Annotated in this window: 14 protein-coding genes; 7 read left to right on the forward strand and 7 right to left on the reverse strand. The window is 71.9% G+C overall.

From position 1 onward, the window contains the following. Nucleotides 1-280 precede the first annotated feature (280 nt). A complete protein-coding gene (locus tag BMG523DRAFT_RS07210) occupies nucleotides 281-703 on the forward strand; it encodes a hypothetical protein (RefSeq protein WP_011437867.1) in 423 nt (140 codons plus the stop codon). Here the strand turns inward: BMG523DRAFT_RS07210 and BMG523DRAFT_RS26320 are convergent. Continuing rightward, nucleotides 667-1833 (reverse strand): NTP transferase domain-containing protein, encoded by a 1167-nt coding sequence (locus BMG523DRAFT_RS26320; protein WP_235462930.1) that lies wholly within the window; start codon nucleotides 1831-1833, stop codon nucleotides 667-669. The two genes, BMG523DRAFT_RS07210 and BMG523DRAFT_RS26320, sit on opposite strands and share 37 nt — an antisense overlap. After that, nucleotides 1830-2816, reverse strand: coding sequence for a GTP 3',8-cyclase MoaA (gene moaA, locus BMG523DRAFT_RS07220; protein ID WP_011437869.1), 987 nt, complete (start codon nucleotides 2814-2816; stop codon nucleotides 1830-1832). Before moaA ends, BMG523DRAFT_RS26320 begins: the two co-directional genes overlap by 4 nt. A 272-nt stretch (nucleotides 2817-3088) precedes the next feature. Between moaA and ppgK the strand changes: the two genes are divergently transcribed. From ppgK to BMG523DRAFT_RS07240, 4 genes are all read left to right on the forward strand, one after another. Beyond that, a complete protein-coding gene (ppgK, locus tag BMG523DRAFT_RS07225) occupies nucleotides 3089-3925 on the forward strand; it encodes a polyphosphate--glucose phosphotransferase (RefSeq protein ID WP_011437870.1) in 837 nt (278 codons plus the stop codon). 264 nt (nucleotides 3926-4189) lie between these two features. Next, nucleotides 4190-5980, forward strand: a complete 1791-nt coding sequence (gene sepH, locus BMG523DRAFT_RS07230; protein WP_023840361.1) for a septation protein SepH — start codon at nucleotides 4190-4192, stop codon at nucleotides 5978-5980. 158 nt (nucleotides 5981-6138) lie between these two features. Next, entirely contained in the window at nucleotides 6139-6339 is a 201-nt protein-coding gene (locus BMG523DRAFT_RS07235; RefSeq protein ID WP_011437872.1) for a hypothetical protein, read from the forward strand. Between the two features lie 233 nt (nucleotides 6340-6572). Further along, nucleotides 6573-7631 (forward strand): YihY/virulence factor BrkB family protein, encoded by a 1059-nt coding sequence (locus BMG523DRAFT_RS07240; protein WP_235462931.1) that lies wholly within the window; start codon nucleotides 6573-6575, stop codon nucleotides 7629-7631. Here the strand turns inward: BMG523DRAFT_RS07240 and BMG523DRAFT_RS07245 are convergent. After that, entirely contained in the window at nucleotides 7625-9085 is a 1461-nt protein-coding gene (locus BMG523DRAFT_RS07245) for an LCP family protein (protein ID WP_011437874.1), read from the reverse strand. The two genes, BMG523DRAFT_RS07240 and BMG523DRAFT_RS07245, sit on opposite strands and share 7 nt — an antisense overlap. 1126 nt (nucleotides 9086-10211) lie before the next feature. On the opposite strand from BMG523DRAFT_RS07245, the gene BMG523DRAFT_RS07250 reads away from it, so the two are divergent. Then, a complete protein-coding gene (locus BMG523DRAFT_RS07250; protein WP_035731599.1) occupies nucleotides 10212-11618 on the forward strand; it encodes an aminopeptidase P family protein in 1407 nt (468 codons plus the stop codon). A 221-nt stretch (nucleotides 11619-11839) separates the two neighbouring features. Here BMG523DRAFT_RS07250 and BMG523DRAFT_RS07255 read toward each other — a convergent pair whose 3' ends face one another. Then, nucleotides 11840-12181: an Lsr2 family protein gene (locus BMG523DRAFT_RS07255; RefSeq protein WP_011437876.1), complete on the reverse strand. Its 342-nt coding sequence runs from the start codon at nucleotides 12179-12181 to the stop codon at nucleotides 11840-11842. A gap of 439 nt (nucleotides 12182-12620) precedes the next feature. Here BMG523DRAFT_RS07255 and BMG523DRAFT_RS22790 point away from each other — a divergent pair, with 439 nt between their 5' ends. Then, nucleotides 12621-13172, forward strand: a complete 552-nt coding sequence (locus BMG523DRAFT_RS22790; protein ID WP_011437877.1) for a hypothetical protein — start codon at nucleotides 12621-12623, stop codon at nucleotides 13170-13172. Between the two features lie 441 nt (nucleotides 13173-13613). Here BMG523DRAFT_RS22790 and BMG523DRAFT_RS07265 read toward each other — a convergent pair whose 3' ends face one another. The 3 genes from BMG523DRAFT_RS07265 to BMG523DRAFT_RS07275 all read right to left on the reverse strand — a co-directional run bounded on the left by BMG523DRAFT_RS07265 (nucleotide 13614) and on the right by BMG523DRAFT_RS07275 (nucleotide 21183). Then, nucleotides 13614-14438 (reverse strand): ABC transporter ATP-binding protein, encoded by an 825-nt coding sequence (locus BMG523DRAFT_RS07265; RefSeq protein ID WP_011437878.1) that lies wholly within the window; start codon nucleotides 14436-14438, stop codon nucleotides 13614-13616. A gap of 203 nt (nucleotides 14439-14641) precedes the next feature. Beyond that, on the reverse strand, nucleotides 14642-18034 hold the full coding sequence (locus BMG523DRAFT_RS07270; RefSeq protein ID WP_235462935.1) for a SpoIIE family protein phosphatase: 3393 nt from the start codon (nucleotides 18032-18034) through the stop codon (nucleotides 14642-14644). Between the two features lie 530 nt (nucleotides 18035-18564). After that, nucleotides 18565-21183: a bifunctional GNAT family N-acetyltransferase/acetate--CoA ligase family protein gene (locus tag BMG523DRAFT_RS07275; protein ID WP_011437880.1), complete on the reverse strand. Its 2619-nt coding sequence runs from the start codon at nucleotides 21181-21183 to the stop codon at nucleotides 18565-18567.

Raw genomic sequence — 21183 nt, forward strand, 5'->3', positions numbered from 1 at the left:
CAAGGAGATCACAATAAGTCATGATCTTCCTGCGGGGCAACACGAACGCCAACCTGGAGGTGGACGCCGCTGCCCGGGCCTCGGATCGGCGTGTGCGGCATACCCCGATCCCCCCGTGGTCGAACCAACGTCCCCGGGCATACCGCACGCCTCCTCCAGATCGGGCGCCGGATCGGGCGCCGGGCCGGGCGAAACGCCATCCCGGGTGAGGCACCGTGGCCGCACTCGGACGGTGCGGCCACGGTCGGGCCGAACGCGGCATCCCAGGCACACTGTCGGTATGGCGCACTATCGGCATGGTCGTAAGGTTCCCGCGCTTCGTCCCGCGCGGCGGCACCTCATCGGCGGACTGACGGTGGTCGCGGTGTTCGTCCTGGTGGGGCTGGCCGCCTGGAACCCGATCGCGGCCCTGCCAGCACTCGCCGCGATCCTCATACTCGGCGTGATCGACTGGGTCGTCGTGACGGCCTCCCCCACCTCCGGCGACCTGCCCTCCGGACCTGCCGCGTTCACCGGGGACGAACCCGGCTGGGAGGGCGGGATGGACACACCGACGCAGGTGCTGCCGCGACTGACCTTCGGATACGCGCGGGCGTCGGCGCGTGGCGAGGAGTACGCGGAGCCGGACCAGGACGCGGTGCGCACCATGGCGATCGACATGCGCGGCTACCTCGACGAGGCGGGTCCGGGCCGGATGGGCTGAGCGGGTCCGGTCCCCGCCCGCGCCCGCGCCAGGAGGCCGAGCACGGCCGACGTCGCCGCGCGCGCAGCCGCGGCCTCCCGCTCACCATCCGTACCCCCCTCGCCTCCGCCCTCCTCACCGTGGGCACCGCCCGCGTTCCGGCCGGCGGCCAGACCAACCAGGAACGCGGTGAGTGGCGCCGCGGGACGCGCGACCCCGTGGGCGACGTCGCGCGCGAGATCGAGGACGGCGCCCACGTCGATCCGTGCCGCGTCGAGGCCGAGCTCGGCGCAGACGTCCGACACCCACTGCGCCAGGACGTCCCGCTCCAGGAGGTTCTTGTCCCGAACGTTCTTGTCCCGAACGTTGCCGGCACCCGAGCCGACGGCCGCGGCGGGCGGCGGGCGATGACGTCCGGCCTCCGGGGGCGGCGGATCCGCCGAAGCCCGATGATCGGACCACGACTGGTGATCAGGCTGCTGGTCATCGGCGGAGGTCATAGGCCTATCGTGCCGGGCCGGGCCACGCTCGCCCACCGCGGCCCAGCTGCGGGCCCGCGCCACATCCGCCGGTTCGTCGCAGTCGAGGCAGGTCCGGGCGTGCGCCCGGACCGCGGTCACCGGACGGTCTGCGAACAGGCCGCGCACCGGGCGCCCGATCGGATCGGCGGGTAGCGCCGCCCACAGCGAGGCCGTCCGCCACACCGCGGCCAGAAACTGCCGGCGGCCGTCCGGGTCGACCAGCAGCGCGGCCTGCGCCGCGGGGTCCGCGACCCCGCGGCGCAGCAGCGCGATCTCCCGGCCGGTCAGGAACGGCAGGTCGGCGGCGAGGACGGCGACGAACGGTGTGGTGATCTCGACAAGGCCGGCGGCGATCGCCGCGACCGGTCCCCCGCCGGGCGGATCCTCCCGACACCAGCGCACCCGACCAGGCGGAATCGGATCGACGGCCAGGTCGCGCCGGGGACCGACGATGACCACCCGTTCGGCGTCCAACACCGCGGACAGCACCCGCTCGAGCAGGGTGGAACCGCCGACCATCACCGCCGGCTTGTCCCGGCCGCCGAGCCGGCGCGCCCCACCCCCGGCCAGCACCAGGGCACTCCAACCCGCGGGGACACCGGCATACGACCCGGACCGGGCCACCGTCATCCGCCGATCGCGGACATCGGCCGGTCCGGCTGCCGAAAGGTCGGTTCGTCGATGCCGTGCCCCGCCTTCTTGCCCCGCACGGCCGCCCGCCACAGAGCCGCGAGCCGCTCGTCGTCCGCGCCGGCACGCATGGGGGTCCGCAGATCGCTCTCCCGCCGGGCGAACAGACAGTCACGTACCTGGCCGTCGGCGGTCAGCCGGACCCGGTCACAGGCCGCGCAGAACGGCGCCGACACCGAGGCGATCACCCCCACCCGCCCGGGCCCACCGTTCACCTCGAACAACTCGGCGGGCGCACTGCCGCGGCCCGGCAGCGGCGTGAGGGTGAACTCCGCCCGCAGGCAGGCAAGGATCTCGCCGGCCGTCACCATCGTGTCCCGACGCCACGCGTGCTGCGCATCCAGCGGCATCTGCTCGATGAACCGCAGCTCGTAGCCCTCCCGCAGACACCAGCGCAGTAACCGGGGGGCTTCGTCGTCGTTGACGCCCCGAACGAGGACGCTGTTGACCTTGACCGGGGTGAACCCGCTCGCGGCGGCGGCGGACAGTCCTGCCAGCACGTCACCGAGCCGCTCCCGGCGGGTGATCCGGACGAACCGGTCCGCGTCCAGCGTGTCCAGGGAGACGTTGATCCGGTCCAGACCGGCGGCCCGCAGCGGGCCCGCCAGGCGGGCCAGGATCAGACCGTTCGTGGTGACGGACAGTTCGGGCCGCGGCCGCAGGGCCGCAAGCCGCGCCACCAGCTCCACCAGACCCGGACGCAGCATGGGCTCACCGCCGGTGAGGCGAACCTCGGTCACGCCGAGCCGCCCAACCGCGACGCCAACCAGCCGGACTACCTCGTCGTCGGTCAGCATCCGCTCGCCAGGGAGCCACGCGAGTCCCTCGGCCGGCATGCAATAGGTACACCGGAGGTTGCAGCGGTCCGTCAACGACACCCGCAGGTCCGTCGCGATGCGACCATGGGTGTCGGTGAGGCTCATTCCTCCAGGGTAAGAGCCGTTCGTCTGAGTCGCGGCTCGTCCCGAGTCGGGCCACGCGGCGGCGGACTCACCGGCGGGACGCGATCGGGACGGAGAGGCCACGACGTGGGCAGTCGGACCGTGGCCGCCCCGATCGCCTGCGAGACTACAACTCGTGCGGTCGACGGACGTCCGCGGTCACTGGGCGGCGGTTCGGCCCACGGCACCGCGGCAGGGTCGGCGGGGTCGGCGGGGTCGGCAAGGTCAGAACATCGGTAGGGGAGGGCTCGGCGATGCAGGTCTTCGGGGTTGACGTCGGCGGAAGCGGAATCAAGGGCGCTCCGGTCAACGTCGAGGACGGGTCGCTGGCCGCGCCCAGGTTCCGGCTGGCGACTCCGCAGCCGGCCGAGCCCACCGCGGTGGCCGCGACCGTGGCGGAGGTGGTTGGCCGCTTCGGCTGGTCGGGACCGGTGGGAGCCACCCTGCCCGCAGTGGTCAAGAACGGGGTGGCGCTCACGGCGGCGAACATCGCCCCGTCCTGGATCGGCACCGACGTGGTGTCCCTGTTCGCCGAGGCGCTGGGCGGGTCGGCCGCCGCCACGGGCCCGGTGGACATCACCGTGATGAACGACGCGGACGCGGCGGGCATCGCCGAGATGACCTTCGGCGCCGGACGCGACACCACCGGCCTGGTCGTCGTGACGACGTTCGGAACCGGGATCGGTACCGCGCTGTTCCTCCACGGCCAGCTCGTGCCCAACACCGAACTCGGCCACTTGGAGATCTCCGGGCACGACGCGGAGACCAGGGCGTCCGATGCGGCCCGGGAACGCGAGGGCCTCTCCTGGGAGAAGTGGGCCAAACGGGTGACCAGGTACCTCAACACCATCGAGGCGCTGCTCTGGCCCGACCTCATCATCATCGGTGGTGGGGTGAGCAAGAGAGCGGACAAATACCTCGACCAGCTCGAGGTGCGTACCCGAGTGATCCCCGCGCAACTCCAGAACGAGGCAGGCATCGTCGGCGCCGCCATCTCCGGCCTGGTCGACCAGAACCGGCCCCGACCGGCTGCCCGGCCCGCCCGCCGCCGAGGTCCCGCGACCCGCCCCCCGGGCGGCAGGCGACCATAATCCACCGGTCGCGAGTCCACTCGTCCCGGATCCGGACGTTCCGGGACTGCCCGAACAGGCCCAACACGGTCAGACTGTGCGTGTCGCCCGCCGCCACGCCCGCGACCGACGCCATCGATGGCAGGCTGTCAGCTACCGGGACGCACAGGCCGAAGGCGGGTTGACGCATCATGCTGACATCCGCTCCCATGCGCGTCCGGCGCAACGGTCCGCCCGCCGCGGCACGGCGACAAGCGGTACGGCTTCGACGGAGGAGGAGGCGCCATGCGCGAGCTGCGGGCGGTCGCACTCAGCGAGGACGGCGGCTACCTCGTGCTCACCGACGCGAACGGCAGGACGGACGGCGAGCAGTTCCGGGTGCCCGTGGACGACCGGCTGCGCGCGGCCCTGCGCGGTGTGCGTCGCAGCGAGGTGCGTACCGAGAGCGCGCTCACCCCACGGGAGATCCAGGCCAGGCTGCGCGCCGGGGAGACCGCGGCGGAGGTGGCCAGGGCCGCCGGGATCCCGGTGGAACGGGTGGAGCGCTATGAGGGTCCCGTCCTCGCCGAACGTGCCAGGGTCGTGCAGGAGGCGCGGGCCGCGCTGCTCCCCAAGGATCCGGGGGGCGTGCCGGGACGGCCGTTGGGCGAGGTCGTCGACGCGCGGCTGATGGGAGCCCAGGACAATCCGGCCGCGGCGCAGTGGGACGCGTGGCGCCGCGTCGACGGCATCTGGCTCGTCCAGCTCACCTCGGAAAGCCGCTGCGCCCGCTGGACGTGGGATCCGGTGGTGCGCCGGGTGCGCCCACATGACGACGCGGCCCGCACTCTTGTGGCGCCGGAGACGGCAGAGCAGCCGGCGCCGGTGCCCGCACCGTCATCCGTACCATCATCGTCGGCGGCGCTGCGGGCGGCGGGGCCAGCGCTCACCCTTGTGCACGACCAGGGCATCCCCGCCACCCCGGCCACCCCGGTCCAGCCGATGGTCGCTGCGATGGCGGAATCGGGCCTGCCGCCGGGAACACCGGCCCCGCAGCACGGCCTCCCCGAGCGACAGTACCCTCCGCCCGCGGCCCTGCCCTCCCACCCGGCCGCGTCGTATCCCGGGGATAACGCATATCCCGGGGATAACGCGTATCCCGGGGACACCGCGGGCGGTGGGATCGCGCCCGGGGCACCCGGGTCGCCCGGGTCGCCCGGGTCGCCCACCCGTCCGGAGACGATCCAGGCGGCCGAACCGCAACCCGTGGTCGCGGACACCCGATCCGCGGACACCCGAGCCGTGACCCCCTGGTCCGTACCTGCCCGGTCCGCAGACCCAGCGGCCCCGGGAGACCCGCGCGCGGTGGAGCGGAAGGCCGCCCGGGCCGAGGAAGCCGAGTCCCTGGATCGTCCCGTCCGGCCCGAACCGATCCGCGGCGAGGTCGCTCGCCGGACGGCCGCGACGGGGCGAGGCGTTCCCGGCAGCCGCCCCAGGGTGGGGTCCGCGTCCGGGACCGGACGATCAGGAGTGCATTCCCGACCGGCCGTCGCGCCGGCCGGTCCGCAGCCCGTGACATCCGCCACGTCTCCCACCGGGGCAGCCGCCAAGCTGCCGGTCCCGGGCTCGGCGCAGGTGCCTCCCGTCGCCGGCGGGGAGCGGGGCGGGACAGCCGCCGCGGCCCCGGCCGGACCGGAGCCGTCGGCCCCAGACGTCGGTACGGCAGCGCGATCCGCTCCCGCCGAACCGGCCGCGCTAGCGGGCACCGATGCCGCCGCAGCCGCCGCGGCCGCCGTGACCTCGGCACCAGCCGCCCGAGCCGCCGGATCCGGCACAGATTCCACGCCCGGGGCGCGCCGCACGGCAGCCCGGCGGGAAGCCCGGCGGGAAGCCCCCGCCAAGGCTCCCTCCGCGCAGACGGAGGATGCGCCGGACGGGACCGACGAGATGACCGTAGACACATCGAGCGCCTCCGCTGCGTCACGGGCACGCCCGAGTAACACCGCCCGTGGGAACGAACGTCCGGCAGGCGGTCGACGCGGACGCAAGTCAGTGCCAGCATGGGACGACATCGTCTTCGGTGCCCGACGTCCCTGATCAGACGACCGGGCGTCCGAGACGGGTACCCGTTCGTGGTATGGAGGACCACGGACACCACGCCGCTCTGGATGCAACGACGCCACGAGAGCCGGCTGTGAGTAAACCGTCACATGGTCAGTTGGAACGTCTGACCGCCTAACACAGTTGGAGTAGATGTGACAGGGACTATCACGAAGCCGACGCTGACCAATCTTGATCGTTGCGACCGGTGCGGTGCCCAGGCCTACGTGCGGGTCGTGCTGCCCGGGGGCGGCGATCTCCTGTTCTGCCGGCACCACGCGAAGTCGCACGACTCGAAGCTGCGTGAGATGGCTGTTGAGTATCACGACGAGACCGACAAACTCAGCGTGTCCTGAACTCGGCCGCCCAGGCACCCTGAAGGGGCACATCACGATCTAGCGATGTGTCCCTTTTGGCGTATCCAGGATCCCTGACCACTTCCCTCGCCGCTGGCCGGCGGCCCATCCGTTACTCCGGGCGGCCTCCGCCGCGATCATCCACTCCGTTCCCGGGTGCCCTTCGGCACCCGGGAACGCCAGGCCATACGGTGGGGGCCGTGTCCGCCGCGGGAAACAAAACACCGGCTCCCGTGGCATCGTCCCCGGTGAGCGGCCGCTGGATGGTGTTGCTGCGCAGGGTGGTCGTCGAGGTGAATCCCGGGCTGCTAACGCGGGCCAGAAACCGTCACGCCGCGACCTGGACCGCCATCCGGCGCAGCACGCTGTTCCACCGGCTGGATCGCCAGCGCCGCCGGCTGCCCCGAGGACCCCTGCGACTGGCCCATCGGACCATCACCAATGCCTGGCGGCACCGGGTCCTGGGGCTTGCGGCCGAGGCGGGATTCTGGCAGCTGCTGTCCCTGCCCCCACTCCTGCTGTCGTTGTTGGGAACGCTCGGCTACGTCGGTGACGCCATCGGAGCCGACGCCCTCGACAGCGCCCGGCAGAGCATCCTTCACGGCGCCGGCGGCCTGCTGACCGAATCGGTGGTCGACGACGCGGTGCGCCCGACCATCGACCAGATCCTCTCCCGTGGCCGACCGGATGTGATCTCCATCGGTTTCGTGCTGTCCCTGTGGACCGGGTCGACCGCGATGGCGACCTTCGTCAACACCATCACCATCGCCTACGGCCAGCGCGAGCTGCGCTCGGCGGTACGCAGCCGGCTCCTGGCGCTGTGGCTGTTTCTCGCCCAAGTGGCCAGCGGGGTCATCCTCCTGCCGGCGCTGGTCCTGGGGCCCGAACTGATCTCGCGGATCTTCGACGCCAGTCGCCATCCCCTCGTCAGTACCCTGATCACACTGCTTTACTGGCCGGTCGTGGGACTCGTGGCCCTGGCGATGCTGACCTCGCTGTACCACCTCTCGCTGCCGGTACGCCGACCCTGGTGGCGGGCGCTGCCCGGAGCGATCCTCGCGCTCGTCTGCTGGCTCGTGGGCAGCGGCGTGCTGCGGTACTACCTGGAGATCGTGTTCAGTCACGAACTGGTCTACGGCTCGCTCGGATCACCGGTGGCGGCGCTGCTGTTCTTCTACATCACCGCGCTGGCCGTGTTGTTGGGCGCGGAGCTCAACGCGGCGCTGGACGAGCAGCCACCGCGCCGCCGGGGCAGCCACTCGGCGCTGAACGCCTTGAGGCCGCCTCAATAGGTGCAGGACACCCCGCCCGCGTCACCCGGGACGGACCTTCCCGCCGCGCTGGTCGGGGACCAGACCACCGGTACCGCGGCGGACACCGGTACCGCGGCGAAGGAGCCACCCCCCGCGCCGGCCGGGAGTGCGCCGGTGGAGCTCCCGTCGGCGACACGACCGCCGAAGGGCTTGAGGAAGGTGCCCAGCTGGGCTGGATCAGGAACTAGGACGCTCTGCCCCCCGCGGGTGCCAGCTGCCGCCGGCACCGTCGTGAACGCGACGCCGCCCGATCCGATCGACTGCATCCGCACCGCGAGAAACCGGAGGTCGGCGAGGGAGGTGGCCTCGTCGAGCGTCAGCGCCGAGGTGGCGGAGTCGACCACCCCGAGCAGCTTCGCCGGGTTGAGCAGGGTGTCCGTCGACGCGATCCGCTGGAAGACGGCACCGAGGAACTGCTGCTGGCGGCGGATGCGGTCGATGTCGCTCTCGGGTAGGCCATACCGCTGCCGGACGAAGGAGAGGGCCTGCGCCCCGTTCAGCGTGTTCTCGCCGACCTGACCGGAAAACCCGGAGTAATGGTCGTGCAGGTTGTCGAAACCCCGTGCCTTCAGCTCGGGGGGAAGCTCCTTGATGCAGACGGTGACCCCGCCGAGGGCGTCCGTCATCCCCTGGAAGCCGATGAAGTCGATCTGAACGTAGTGGTCGACCCGGATCCCGGTGAGGTTCTCGATCGTGGCCACGAGCAGGGACGGCCCGCCGTAGGAGAAGGCGGCGTTCAGCTTGGACCGCTGCGCCGCGTGCTGCGTGCCCGCCGCGTCGGTGTACGCGGGAATCCGCACCCACAGATCCCGGGGGAAGGAGATGAGAGTCGTCGAACCGTCGCCGTCGAGGTGGGCGAGGATGGTCGTGTCCGACCGCTGCCCCTCGACCTGGCCGAACTCGCCGTTGGTCCCCGTCCGAGTGTCCGACCCCACGAGCAGGATGTTCTGCGTTCCGCCCGATGCGGACGCCGGCCGGTCCGCGCTGGCGGAGAAGGCCAGCGGGATGTGATGCACCCTACCGTCGTAGTGCTTCAGCACGGCCCAGCCACCGGTCGCCAGGATCAGGACGAGGGTCGCCAACACCGCGGCCATGGCGGTGAGACCGCGCCGTAAGCCGCCCTGCCCGGGTGCCACGGGACCCTCCGGGGCCGGCCGGTCATACCGGGGCTCGGCCGCCGGGTGATCGATGGGGTACCGGCCGTAGGGATCGGGGTAGGCGCCGGGGGGTACGCGCGGCTCGTCATCATCGTGACCCCGCGGAGCGGGCCGGTGCTCCCGGCGCGGCCACTGCCCGACGGGCCAGTCCTCCTCAGGGGCCCGGCGTGGGTCCCGCGGGTCACGGACGGACCGGCCAGGCCGCTCGCCGTCCCGGCGTCCCGCCGTCGGCCCGTACCGTTCCGGACGATCCGGACGATCCGGAGGCCAGGTCATGGCCGCGTCCTCCTCCCTCATCCACCGGGATGAGATCATCCGCGCCAGTGGCGCCGCCCGGGGTCGGCACCGTCCACCACCGGCGCGAACCCGCCGGACCACCTTGGCACGACGTGGGCGCGGACGGACCGGAACCCTCCCGGACAGTCTTTTCGATGGTGACGGGTGACGGGCGTCATGGCATTCCCGAGGGGTTGTCGGATGTACGACCTCGCAGGCCCCCGGCCGGCCCGCGGACCGTGCGGACTCCGACGGTGCCGCCCGGACCGTCCCGGCCGAGCCGAGCGGCGGCGGACCCCGGCTGACGCCGAGCATCGAGACCGGTCGCGGGCCCGATCCCGATCCTGCGATCCCGACGACAGCCACCGGTATCGGGATGCGCAACAATGATGCCGGTACCCGATGGTGTTCGCGACACGCAGTGCAGTACCCGAATCGAGTGCAGTACCCGAATCGAGCACAGCACCCGAATCGAGCACAGCACCCGAATCGCACGATGCCGGTGGCTATCGGACCGGCATTACGGCACACCGAGGACGTCCGCCCCCGGACCGACTCGATCCGTGCAACGTGGACCCGCCTTCCCCGCCGACCGGCAGATGAGTTAACAGTCCACGACGGAAGGTCACAACCGATCGGATCCCCCAGATCTCCCACAACCGATTGCGTGCCCTCGTTAACTCACCCGAGGTGGGAGGAACAGTCTTCATGGAAGGGTCCGAAGGCGGCGAAGTGGGTAGCGGCGTTCGGGCCCAGGTCGCGACGCGACCGCCCACATCGGCCCGGCATCACCGCGGCGGCGCGATGCACCAAATGCCCGGCGGACCAACGACGAGAAGTCCGGCCAACGCGCCGGGCATGGCGGTGCGCCTCGCGCTACCCGCCGTCCGCAACGGGGCCTACCGTTAACGGTATGAGTGCCCAGTCCCACCAAAGCTCACCTCCACCGACCGGCACGGGGGTGCCCGAGAGCGCGCCGGCCGGGCGTGATCCGAACCTCATCACGACCGACGAGCCGGGCGTTGTCCCCACCGGGGCCAGTGAACCTCCGGCATCGGATGATTCCGTGCGCGAACCCGGACAGGCCAACCACGACGAGGAACCACACGCGGCGTTCCGGCGATTTATGTCGACCGGGTGGGCGCCGATTGACGACGCTGTGCCATCCCGCGATGACTGCGCACCCTACACCACGAAACGTCGCGCCTTGTTGGGTTCGCGGTTCCCGGCGGACGCGCTTGTGGTGCCGAGCGGCGGTCTGCGGGTACGGGCAAACGACACAGATTTTCCGTTCCGTCCCGGAAGTGACTTCTTCTGGCTGACCGGCTGCCATGAACCCGATGCCGTGTTGGTTCTGCTACCCAACGCGGCCGGTGAGCATGATGCGGTGCTCTATGTCGCCGGGCGGTCCGACCGGTCGAGCTCCGCCTTCTACACCGACCGGCGATACGGGGAACTGTGGGTCGGTCCCAGACCGGGGGTTCGGGAGACCACGGCACAGCTGGAGATCGAATGCCGGCCGCTCACGGAGCTCGCGGACGCGCTCGCGCGGTTGGCACCGGGAAACACCCGGGTACTACGCGGAGTCGATCCGGTCGTGGACGGTTCGGTGCTGCGCTGGTCCGGCCGGGGTGGACCAGGAACCGACCGCGATCTGGCCCTCGCACAGGCCCTTTCCGAGCTGCGGCTGCTCAAGGACGACTTCGAGATCGCCCGATTGGACGAGGCGATCGCCGCGACCGTGCGTGGCTTCACCGAGTGCGTGGGAGAAATCGGTCGGGCGATGGACCTGCCCAACGGAGAACGATGGTTGGAGGGGACGTTCTGGCGGCGGGCCCGGGTGGACGGCAACGACGTGGGATACGGTTCCATCGTCGCCTGTGGCCACCACGCCACGACGCTGCACTGGGTCCGCGACGACGGGCCGGTACGCGCCGGTGATCTCGCCCTGCTCGACATGGGGGTCGAGGGACGGTCCCTCTACACGGCCGACGTCACCCGCACGCTTCCGATCAACGGACGGTTCACCGAGGTGCAACGCCAGGTCTATGACGTGGTTCTTCGCGCCCAGCAGGCCGGGATCGACGCGGTCCGGCCGGGAGCGTCCTTCCTGGAGCCGCACCGGGCCGCCATGCGGGTCATCGCCACGGCGCTCGACGACTGGGGGCTCCTGCCGGTCAGTGCGCAGGAGTCGCTGACCGAGGACCCACGCTCCCCGGGAGCGGGCGTCCATCGCCGCTATACCCTGCACTCCACGTCGCACATGCTCGGATTGGACGTGCACGACTGCGCGCAGGCGCGCGACCAGACCTATCGCGACGCGGCGCTGGAACCGGGCATGGTATTGACGGTCGAACCGGGCCTGTACTTCCAGCCGGACGACCTGATGGTTCCGCCGGAACTGCGAGGCATCGGCGTCCGGATAGAAGACGACATCCTGGTCACCAGGGATGGAAGGCGGAACATGTCCGCCGCACTTCCGCGAACCGCGGAAGACGTCGAAAACTGGATGGCCCGGCAGCTGCCGAACTGACGGAACGAACAGATCTGGCGACGGACTGCGTCAGCGGCAACGCCAATAGTTCCTGCCACACCGGCCCGGTCGGTGTGGCAGGAACCTGACCATGCAAAACCTGATCACACGATCTTCGGTCCGCCGGATCGCGCGGCCCGTCGTCCAATACCACGGGCACTACCGCTACAAGGGGTTCCACTGCTCCGGTCCCTACCCCGGAAAAGCAGTCAAGACCAGGATCAGTGGGCCTTGTCGTACGCCTCGACGATGTTGGAAGCGATACGCCCCCGGTCACTCACCGTGTAACCGTTGCTGCGCGCCCACTCACGAATGTCGGCGGTACGGTCGGTTCCGCCGGTACGGCGCGAAGCGGCACGCACACCACGCCGGCCACCCGCCGCCCGACCGCCGGAACGGCGAGCCGCGGTGACGAACGGAGCCAACGACTCACGCAACTTCGTGGCGTTCTTCTCCGACAGGTCGATCTCATACTGCGCACCGTCGAGTCCGAACCGGACGGTCTCGTCGGCCTCTTCTCCACTGAGATCGTCAATCAACGAGACGATGGTCTTCTGGGCCATGCCACTCTCCTTCAGGTCAGCGGACCGCAGAACTCACGCGTCTATTATTACCACGAGAACGCGGGGAACTGTCACGCCTGGTTCGTCGGGCTCGCAGGCTTGGGTCGCCGAAGACGAAGTCAGCGCTCAACGCACGCCGCCCTGGCAGTCGGAGTGCGGAACCCAAAGACAGGGAGCAAGCTCCACATGATAGAGGGATGATCATGTTCTGCGAATCACACCTTCCCAGTCGAAAGGCCGACCGCAAGCGGACAGTTGGGCAGGCGTGGACCGAGCGGCGTCCATGTCCTCCGACCTTGGGACACCGATCGTGTTCGTCTACCGACTCCCGTGGACGATTGCCCGGCAAACGGCGGGCAACAGCCGCCGGCGCCTTTGGGGTGGTGGTGCCGCGAGCGGAACCGACCGGTACGAATGCCAAAGGGGATCGCCGCGCCGGATGAGTACCCCTGATTCCGGCGCCGCCGGTATGAGCCGACCCACGGACGAGTACCCGCGCACGTGGGTGGTAGACGGTGCCAACGTGATTGGCTCCCGGCCCGACGGGTGGTGGCGGGACCGCCCAGGCGCGGCCGGACGGCTGGTCGACGCTATTTCGGCGCGGATCACCCGTCCCGGCACGCACCCGCGGCCATCATCGAGGCCGGAATGGCCTGAGCGGATCGTGGTCGTTCTCGAGGGTGCGGCACGGGCCGGAGTTCCCGAGGGAACCGTACGGCCCGGAAAGATCACACCCGAAAAGGTCCGGCCCGCGGACGTCGCGCCAGAGAAGGGCCGCCACGTTCCAGCGAGGGCGGACCGCGCGGCACCGACCATCGTCGTCGTGCACGCCCCCGGGCACGGCGACGACGCCATCGTGGCGGCGGCGCGCGACGCGGTCGCGCCCGTGGTCGTCATCACCTCGGATCGGCAACTTGCCGGCCGGCTGAGGTCGCTCGGCGCGGGTGTGCGACGGTCGGGATGGTTGTGGGAGCTGCTCGACGAACGATGAACGACGGCCAACCAGCGACGGGTCCGGGGGCAACCGGCGGTCAGCGTCCGTCCGGGTCGCCGGCCGGCCCACGAACGGACGAGCCTCGGAGAGGGAGCACGACGGCCGCCGCGAAAAAATACACCGGCGATACCGGAAAAGGCGCGCTACGACGGGCTGAGGCCGCTTGACGGGGATGGACGGCCCACCGGACCGTACGCGAAACGCCGGGACCGAGCGGTGACTCGGGACCGGATCACGTCGGGACGGTCACCGCACCCCGCCGATCGTGGTCATCCGACCATCGACCGACCCCGTCCGACCATCGACCGACCCCGGTCACGGCCGATCGGCCCCTGAACGGACAAACACCCCGCGGCACAGACTCAGCCCCGCGGCACAGACTCAGCCCCGCGGCACAGACTCAGCCCCGCGGCACAGACTCAGCCCCGCGGCACAGACTCAGACCGAGGCGGATACCGGATGCCGGGGAGGCGGTCCAGCGGCAAGCCGGGCGGTGTAGCGACCGGCCGCCACGCCGACCTCCAACGGAATCCCGAAGCAGGAGGACAGCGCCTGCGCGGTGAGGACCTGCGCGACCGGACCGGCCGCAAGCGCCTGGCCGCCGCGCACCAGCAACGCGTGGGTCACCCCGACCGGGATCTCCTCCACGTGGTGGCTGACGAGGACGAGGACAGGAGCGATGGGGTCGGCCGCGAAGCGGGTGAGCCGCCGCATCAACGCCTCCCGCGCACCCAGATCGAGCCCGGAGGCGGGCTCGTCGAGCAGGAGGAGTTCCGGGTCGGTCATGAGGGCCCGGGCAATGAGCACGCGCTTGCGCTCTCCCTCGGAGAGGGTTCCGAACCGACGGTCGACCAGTCCACGGCACCCGAACTGGGTCAGCAGGCCGGCCGCGCGGGTGAGATCGACCTCGTCGTACTCCTCGTCGGCGCGGCCCAGCACGGACCAGCCGGCGGTCACCACCGCGTCGAGTACCCGCTCGTCGGCGGGTGGCGTCTCCACCAGCGCCGGGCTGACGACACCCACCCGGTATCGTAGATCGAGAAGGTTGACCTTGCCGAGACGGGCGCCGAGCAGGTCGACCGTGCCCCTGGTGGGAAACAGCCGGCCCGAGGCCACCTGCAGCAGGGTCGTCTTCCCGGCGCCGTTGGGACCGAGGACCACCCAGCGCTGGCCAGGGAACACCGCCCACGACACGTTCCTGAGCAGGTATGACCCATCTCGCACGACATTGACATTGTCGAGGCGCAGCACCGCGTCCGGCATGCAGCTCACGTTACGCGACACCAGACTTCCTGATGCCGCCGGGACGGCCGGTCCACCCGTATCAGGCCGTCTCGTGCCGTAGCCGGCAGGTCAGCCCGTCACCCGGGCAGCCCCGCCCCGGCCGTCCGGACGGATTCACCCGCCGGACTGAGGTAAATCGGACAGATATAACAGACCACGCAATTGACCCTCTGGCCATGGCGTCAGTCCGGTTCGGGCGGGGTCGTCCCGGTCAGGTCGATCTCGGCCCACACGGCCTTCCCGTCGGGGACCGGACGGACGCCATGCCGAACGGCGAGCTGGGAGACCAGGCCGAGCCCGCGGCCGGCCTCATCCTCGGCCGCGGCGTGGCGCCGCCGCAGCACCCGGCCGCCACCGTCGGCGACCTCGACGACGGCCCGGTCGCCCAGCAGCCGCAGCCGCACCGACAGTGGTGGGCGACCGTGCCGCACCGCGTTGCTCGCCAGCTCCGACAGCACCAGAACGATGGTGTCGACGACTTCCGAGGCCAGCGGCGCGTTCTCCAGCGCGAGCCTGGCCTGAGCCCGCACGGCGCGCAGGCTCGCCGCACCGTCGAAGGTGACGTCCAGGAGGGCCGCCGCGGCCGTCGGTTCAACGGGCAACCGGGCGAACAGAAGCGCGACGTCATCGGCCGCCACCTCGTCGGCCGCCCCGTCGGCCGCCCCGGAACCCACTGGGCCGGGGGCGACGGCGGGACCGAGACCGGCACACGCCGTGGTGACCAGGTCGTCCAGATTCGCGGTGAACCTGTCGCTGGCGCGGGCGAGCGCGGCCGCGAGCTGCGAGACCCCGGCGTCGAGGTCGCGCGCACGTCCCCGGACGAGCCCGTTGGTGAACAGGGCGATCAGATATCCCCGTCCCAGTCGCACCGTGTACTCGGTCACGTCCGACCGGGCCACCCCGAGTGGAGATCCCACCGCCATGTAGAGCCTGGAGACCAACCCGTCCGGCGCGACGACCAGGGGCGGCGGGTGCCCGGCACTCGCCAGCGTCAGCACCCCACTGTCGATCTCAACGACCGCGTAGATGCAGGTGGCGATCTCCTCCCCGGGCAGGTCCGCGACGATGCCGTCCAGCAGCGTCAGCACCTCGGCCGGGGGAAGATCGAGACGGGCGCAGGTGCGGGCCGCCGCGCGCAGCTGCCCCATCACCGCGGTCGCCCGGATCCCTCGGCCCATCACGTTGCCGATCATCAGGGCGACTCGCCCGGCTCCCAGGTCAATCACGTCGAACCAGTCGCTACCGGCGTCGTCATCGACCCCGCCGGGCAGGTAACGGGTGGCCACCTCGAGCCCGGACGGGACGGCGGGTGGAGAACCGCGCAACGCCTCGCGCAGTGCCAGCGCATTGCTGCGCTCGGCGGCCCCCCGATCGATCCGGTCCAGGACGACCCCCACCCGGGCGGCGAGTTCGGTCAGCAAGAGCAGATCCGCTTCGGTGAACGGAGGTCGATCCGCAACGGCGGTCACACTCAGTACGGCGACGACGTGGCCGACCCGTACCACGGGTACGACAGCCATCGTGTGGGCCCCCACCTGGCGGATCCACCGCTCGGCGTCGGCCGGCGGATCCCACTCGCCCGCTGTCAGTGCGACGATCAGCCGTTCGCCCCGGCGGGCGGCCCGGGCGAACGGACTCGCCGGCGACGTCGCCGCGCCGGCCCCCGAGGCGAACGGAGGCACCGTGCCAAGCCCGTCACGGGCCAGGACGACGAGTGGACGCAGCTCGGGCACCGGCTCTGCCGCCCGGTCCCCCGCCGTCTCCTCGGCCCCGGCCTTATCCCCGGCCTTATCCCCGGCCGCGTCCCCGTCCCGGACGGACACCGCGGCAGCGCTCCAGGACGCCGGGACGGGAGCGGGTGTGCCAGTGACGAGCTGGACAACACACAGGTCGGCGACCTCCGAGACGATCAACTCGGCCAGGGAGCGCAGGGCGACGGGAGGCTCCACGGCCGCGGCCACGATCCCGGTAGCTCGCCCCAGCAGCTGAAGGCGTCGATCGGCGAGTGCCAGGGCGGCCTGCGCCTCGCGCGTCGCAGCCAGGGTCCGATGACCGCGCGCGGCGTCGGCGGCGAGCTGTTCGTAGCCGGTGGCCCGTTCCAGGGCCTGCGCGCAGGCGTCGGCGATCGCGATGAGGGACGCCTGATCAGCGGCGGTGAACTCCCGCGCCTGGCGGAACCCGAAGGTCACCACGCCGAAGGGGGCGCCGCCCCCGACGGCCAGCGGCAGCATCGCCCAGGCATGCTCACCCGCCGCGGCGGCGACGTCGGCGACCTCCGGCACCGGCCAGCGGGCGAGCAGCTCGTCGCGGTCGACGAGAAACAGCGCACGACCGCCCCGCATGACCTCCGCCACCGGATGTACCGCCCCCAGCGCCACCTCCGACCAGCGGGCGAGGCCGTCGGCGGGACCCGGCGGGGCGTGGAAGAGCAGCCGGTCGTGCGCCTCGTCCACGAGCGCGACGCCCCGGCCGGCGGCCCCGGCCATCCGCCCCCCGACGTCGAGGACGGTGGCGACGACGTCGTCCACGGTCAGGGTCCGGGCGAGCGCCACGGCCAACGTCGCGGTCTGTTCGGCCCGTTCCGTCGCGATCCGGGCCCGCTGGTCGGCCGTGGCCCGGTCGGCCTCGGCGGCGCGTACCTCGGTGAGGTCGCGGATCACCCCGAGCCACTCGCTGGGCCGGCTGTTCGGCCGGCCGGCCGCCGGCATGGGAACGATGCGGGCCTCGACCACCCGCATGGCGGTGCGGTCGCCTCCGCCACCGGAGATCCGGAACTCGGCCTCGAAGGTCTCACCGTGCTCGATCGCCCCGTGCCAGGCGCGCCCGACCCGCTCCCGGTCGTCGGGGTGGACCACGCCGAGCCAGCCGAACCCGGCCAGCTCCGCCGGATGCCGCCCGGTGAAGGCCCGCAGGCGGGGCAGATCGGCATCGAGTGCCCCGTCGCCTTCGGCGTGGAACACGTCCACCGCGGCGGCGTCCACGAGGCCGAGGTAACGTGCGTCGGCCCGCGCCCGCTCCCCCTCGACCGCCCGCGTCCCGCTGGCGTCGATCGCGACGAACGCCACGCCCACCAGCCCGACCTGAGGGTCGTTCACCGGATACCAGCTGGCGAGCCACGTCTGCGGCGGCCCGGAACCATCGGTGGCGACCATGACCTCCAAGTCCACCACCGGCTCGCCGGTGCGCAGCACCCGTGCCAGCAGAGCGTCGAGTTCCTGGCCGGTGTCGCCGAGGAGCTCGGAGACGGTACGGCCGAGGTGCTCGTGGACCGGCCGGCGGTCGAACCGGGCAAGTGTGTCGTTGACCCGCAGGAACCGCCCGGCCCGGTCGAGCAGGGCGAGACCGACCGGGGCCCACGCGAACAGCGCGTCCAGCATCACGAACGTGGCCGCGGGGTCGGTTCCCGGGGCGTGTCCGGGCAGGGGGAAAGCGGACCGGACACGCCCCGGCAGCCCCGCCGGATCGGACCGGCGCATCCCTGGCGCCTCCGGCGCGCGGCGCGGCTCGGTGCCGTCGATGACGTCCCGCGTGACCGGCTCGGCGGTCACGGCCGAAGCGGCCGGCCGGGCGACCATGGGCCAGCCCTCGGGTAGTCCGGGTAGCTCGGGGTCGGCTCCCCGGTCTTGACCGGGGCCGGTCTCCGGGCCGGGAGCGTGCTTCGGGCCGGGGACCTGGTTCGGGCCGGGATGCGCGCGTGGGGCGGGGTTGGTGTGTGGGGCGGGGTTGGTGTGTGGGCCAGCCGACGGTCCCCCTTGGGATCGGGTGACCGGATTCGGTCCCGGGGAGACATCCCCCTGGCCGGACGGAACAACGCCCGATGACGGGGAGGCGGATCCCGGGGGGCTCACGGAGAAGCGCGCACCCGCGGGCCCCGCGGCCACCGACCCCAGATCCACCGACCCCAGATCCACCGACCCGAGGTCCCCCGGCAGCGCCTCCGACAGCCCAACGTTCGCCGGCCGGTACATCGGCACGAGAGACGCCTGCCCAGGCATCCCCTCTACGGGGGTACCAGGCGTCCCGGCAACTCCCGCAGAATCAGGGGAGAGCATCGGGAATGCGCCGGAAGCGGGCCGGACAGGCGGCTGCGCGGAGTGCGGCGACGTCATGGGAGACGATTGTGGACGGCGTGCGCATGTTGTGCTGAACCACCCCGGATAGTCGCCCCGTCCGGAGTCGGGTGGTTCGGTGTCCAGAACCGCCGAGGTCCGACGTCCGCGCGGGGCGCCGACGGTCCAGCAACGATCTCCACGGACAGCACGGTCACCCGCCCGGTCGACACGATCACTGGATCCAACGTGAGATGAACCACCTCCGGCACGTCGTCGGCGAGCCGGGCGATCTTGAGGAGCAGGTCCTCCAGCGCGGCGATGTCGACCGGCGTCGAGCCGAGGTATCCCAGCAGCAGCGGCGCCGCCCGCACCGAGCGCACGAGGCGCGCCGCGTCAACGTCGGTGAGGGGAAGGATGTGATGTGCGCGGTCCTCCAGCAGCTCGGTCGCGGGGCCCGAGAGGCCGAACGAGACCAGGGGACCGTACCGGGGATGCTCCTCGGAACCGACAACCACCGACACGCCGACCGGGGCCATCCGCTGGACGACAATCGGCACCTCCGCCCCGAGCTGGGAGCGCAGCGACGCCCATGCCGCCCGCACGGCTGCCGCGTCGGGCAGGTCGAGACGCTGACCGCGCAGGTCCGGACGATGCCGGTAGGGCCGCGACCGCGCCTTGAGCGCCACCGGATAGCCGCGCTGGCCCGCCGCCTCGACGGCCCGGCGCGGGGACGTCACCAGGACGGCCGGCTCCACCGTGACGCCGTAGCAGTCCAGCAGGGCGGCAGCCCGATCCTCCGGAAGGCGACCGGTGAGTCCGGCGACGAGCGAACGCGCCTCGTCTGCTCGCACCGTCGTCGTCGGCACGGTGCCGATCGGGCGCGCCCACCACTGGGCGTAGCCCACCACCCGGCGCAGCGCGGCGACGGCAGCCTCCGGCGACGAATAGGCCGGGATGCCAGCGAGCTCGCCGGGCATCTCGACCCCCTGCACGGCGGCGAGAACCGGGATCTCGATGGTCGCGGCAGCCGCGACGGCGTCCACCGCGATCGGCCCGGCCGGGGAGGGCGGCAGCCGGACCAGCGTGGCGATCAGCGCATCCGCCCGGTCCGCGGCGGAGGTCAACGCCCGGGTGAGGTCCCCGGGGGAGCTGCCAACCGGGAGGAGCACCTCCTCGACTCTGAGCCCGGCCGCGTCGGCGGCGCGGGCCGTCAGCCGGACCAGGGCCCGGGAGTCGCCGACGACGGCGACCCGACCGCCCGCGGGCAGCGGCTGCGTGGTGAGCAGCAGCGCGACGTCGAACGCCTGGGAGACCTGGTCGACGCCGATCACCCCGGCCTGCCGCAGAAGCGCGTCGTCAAGGGTCGAACGGCCGGAGTACACGACGATCACTGGTTTACGCCGACCCACCCGCCGGGCCAGCCGGGCGAACTTGCGGGGGTTACCGAAGGTCTCCAGATGCATGATCACCGCGTCGGTCTCGGGGTCCTCCTCCCAGTACTGGAGCAGGTCGTTGCCGCTCACGTCGGCCCGGTCCCCGGCGGAGACGAAGACCGACAGACCGACCCCGCGCGCGGCCGCCGCCGCCAGGATGGCCCCGCCGAACGGACCCGACTGGGAGTAGCAGCCGATGCGGCCGGCCGGGGGCATCCGGGGCACCATCGAGGCGTTCAACCCCGCCGCCGGATTCTGGATGCCCATGCTCGCCGGGCCGACCACCCGCATGCCATCCGCCCGGGCCTCAGCCACCAGGGCCGCGTCTGCGGCGGCGTCGCGCTGGTCGGTGAGGACGACCAGCCCCCAGACTCCCGCCCGCCCGCAGGCGGCGACGACGTCGGGCACCTGCGCGGGCGGCACGCACACCACGGCCAGGTCGACCGGACGCGGCACGTCCTCGATGCCGGCGTAGGCCTGGATCGACGCCACCGCGCCGCCGGCCGCGGCCGCCGCCGGGTTCACCGGGTAGACGGGGCCGTCGAAACCGCCGGCGAGCAGGTGACGCAGGACCGCGTTGCCCACGGACGCGGCAGACCGCCCCGCACCGATGACGGCGATCGCGCGCGGATGCAGCAGCCGACCGATCGAGGCGGCCTCGGCATGGTGCTCCCGGGCCCGCATCACCCCGACCGACTTCTGGGTGGGGGTGATCTCGAAGGACAGCCGGACCGCGCCCGAGTCCCAGGTCCTCGAGACCGTGTAACCGGCATCGAGGAAGACCCGGATCATCTGCTGGTTCTCCCCGAGCACGTCGGCGTCGAAGCGGCGGATCCCACGGTCCCAGGCCGCGGCGGCAAGATGCTCCAGCAGCACCGAACCCAGCCCTCGTCCCTGCTGGGCGTCCTCCACCAGGAAGGCGACCTCCGCCTCGGTCGGCCGTGCGGCGGTGCTCTCCCAGTGGGAGACCGCGACCAGGTCGTCGCCGATCATCGCGACGATGGCGCCGCGCAGCCGCTGGTCCACGGTCGTCATCCGGTGGATGTCGGCGTCGCTCAGGGCACGGCGCACGGCGAAGAACCGGAAGTAGATCGACTGGGTCGACAGCCGGGTCCAGAAGGTCCGCAACAGCGGGCCGTCCGTCGGCAGGATCGGGCGGATGTGGGCGGTGCCGCCGTCACTGAGGATGACGTCGGCCTCCCACTCGGCCGGATAGACGACCGGAGGCTCGGTGCTCAC

Source organism: Frankia sp. BMG5.23, from assembly GCF_000685765.2.
GTDB lineage: Bacteria > Actinomycetota > Actinomycetes > Frankiales > Frankiaceae > Frankia > Frankia casuarinae.

Excerpts from the sequence above, each read along its gene's own strand:
- BMG523DRAFT_RS22790 (WP_011437877.1), top strand. The coding sequence starts at position 12,621 with ATGAGTACCCCTGATTCCGGCGCCGCCGGTATGAGCCGACCCACGGAC.
- BMG523DRAFT_RS26320 (WP_235462930.1), bottom strand. The coding sequence starts at position 1,833 with ATGACGGTGGCCCGGTCCGGGTCGTATGCCGGTGTCCCCGCGGGTTGG.
- moaA (WP_011437869.1), bottom strand. The coding sequence starts at position 2,816 with ATGAGCCTCACCGACACCCATGGTCGCATCGCGACGGACCTGCGGGTG.
- BMG523DRAFT_RS07245 (WP_011437874.1), bottom strand. The coding sequence starts at position 9,085 with ATGACCTGGCCTCCGGATCGTCCGGATCGTCCGGAACGGTACGGGCCG.
- BMG523DRAFT_RS07250 (WP_035731599.1), top strand. The coding sequence starts at position 10,212 with ATGTCGACCGGGTGGGCGCCGATTGACGACGCTGTGCCATCCCGCGAT.
- ppgK (WP_011437870.1), top strand. The coding sequence starts at position 3,089 with ATGCAGGTCTTCGGGGTTGACGTCGGCGGAAGCGGAATCAAGGGCGCT.
- sepH (WP_023840361.1), top strand. The coding sequence starts at position 4,190 with ATGCGCGAGCTGCGGGCGGTCGCACTCAGCGAGGACGGCGGCTACCTC.
- BMG523DRAFT_RS07270 (WP_235462935.1), bottom strand. The coding sequence starts at position 18,034 with ATGGTCGCCCGGCCGGCCGCTTCGGCCGTGACCGCCGAGCCGGTCACG.
- BMG523DRAFT_RS07210 (WP_011437867.1), top strand. The coding sequence starts at position 281 with ATGGCGCACTATCGGCATGGTCGTAAGGTTCCCGCGCTTCGTCCCGCG.
- BMG523DRAFT_RS07255 (WP_011437876.1), bottom strand. The coding sequence starts at position 12,181 with ATGGCCCAGAAGACCATCGTCTCGTTGATTGACGATCTCAGTGGAGAA.
- BMG523DRAFT_RS07265 (WP_011437878.1), bottom strand. The coding sequence starts at position 14,438 with ATGCCGGACGCGGTGCTGCGCCTCGACAATGTCAATGTCGTGCGAGAT.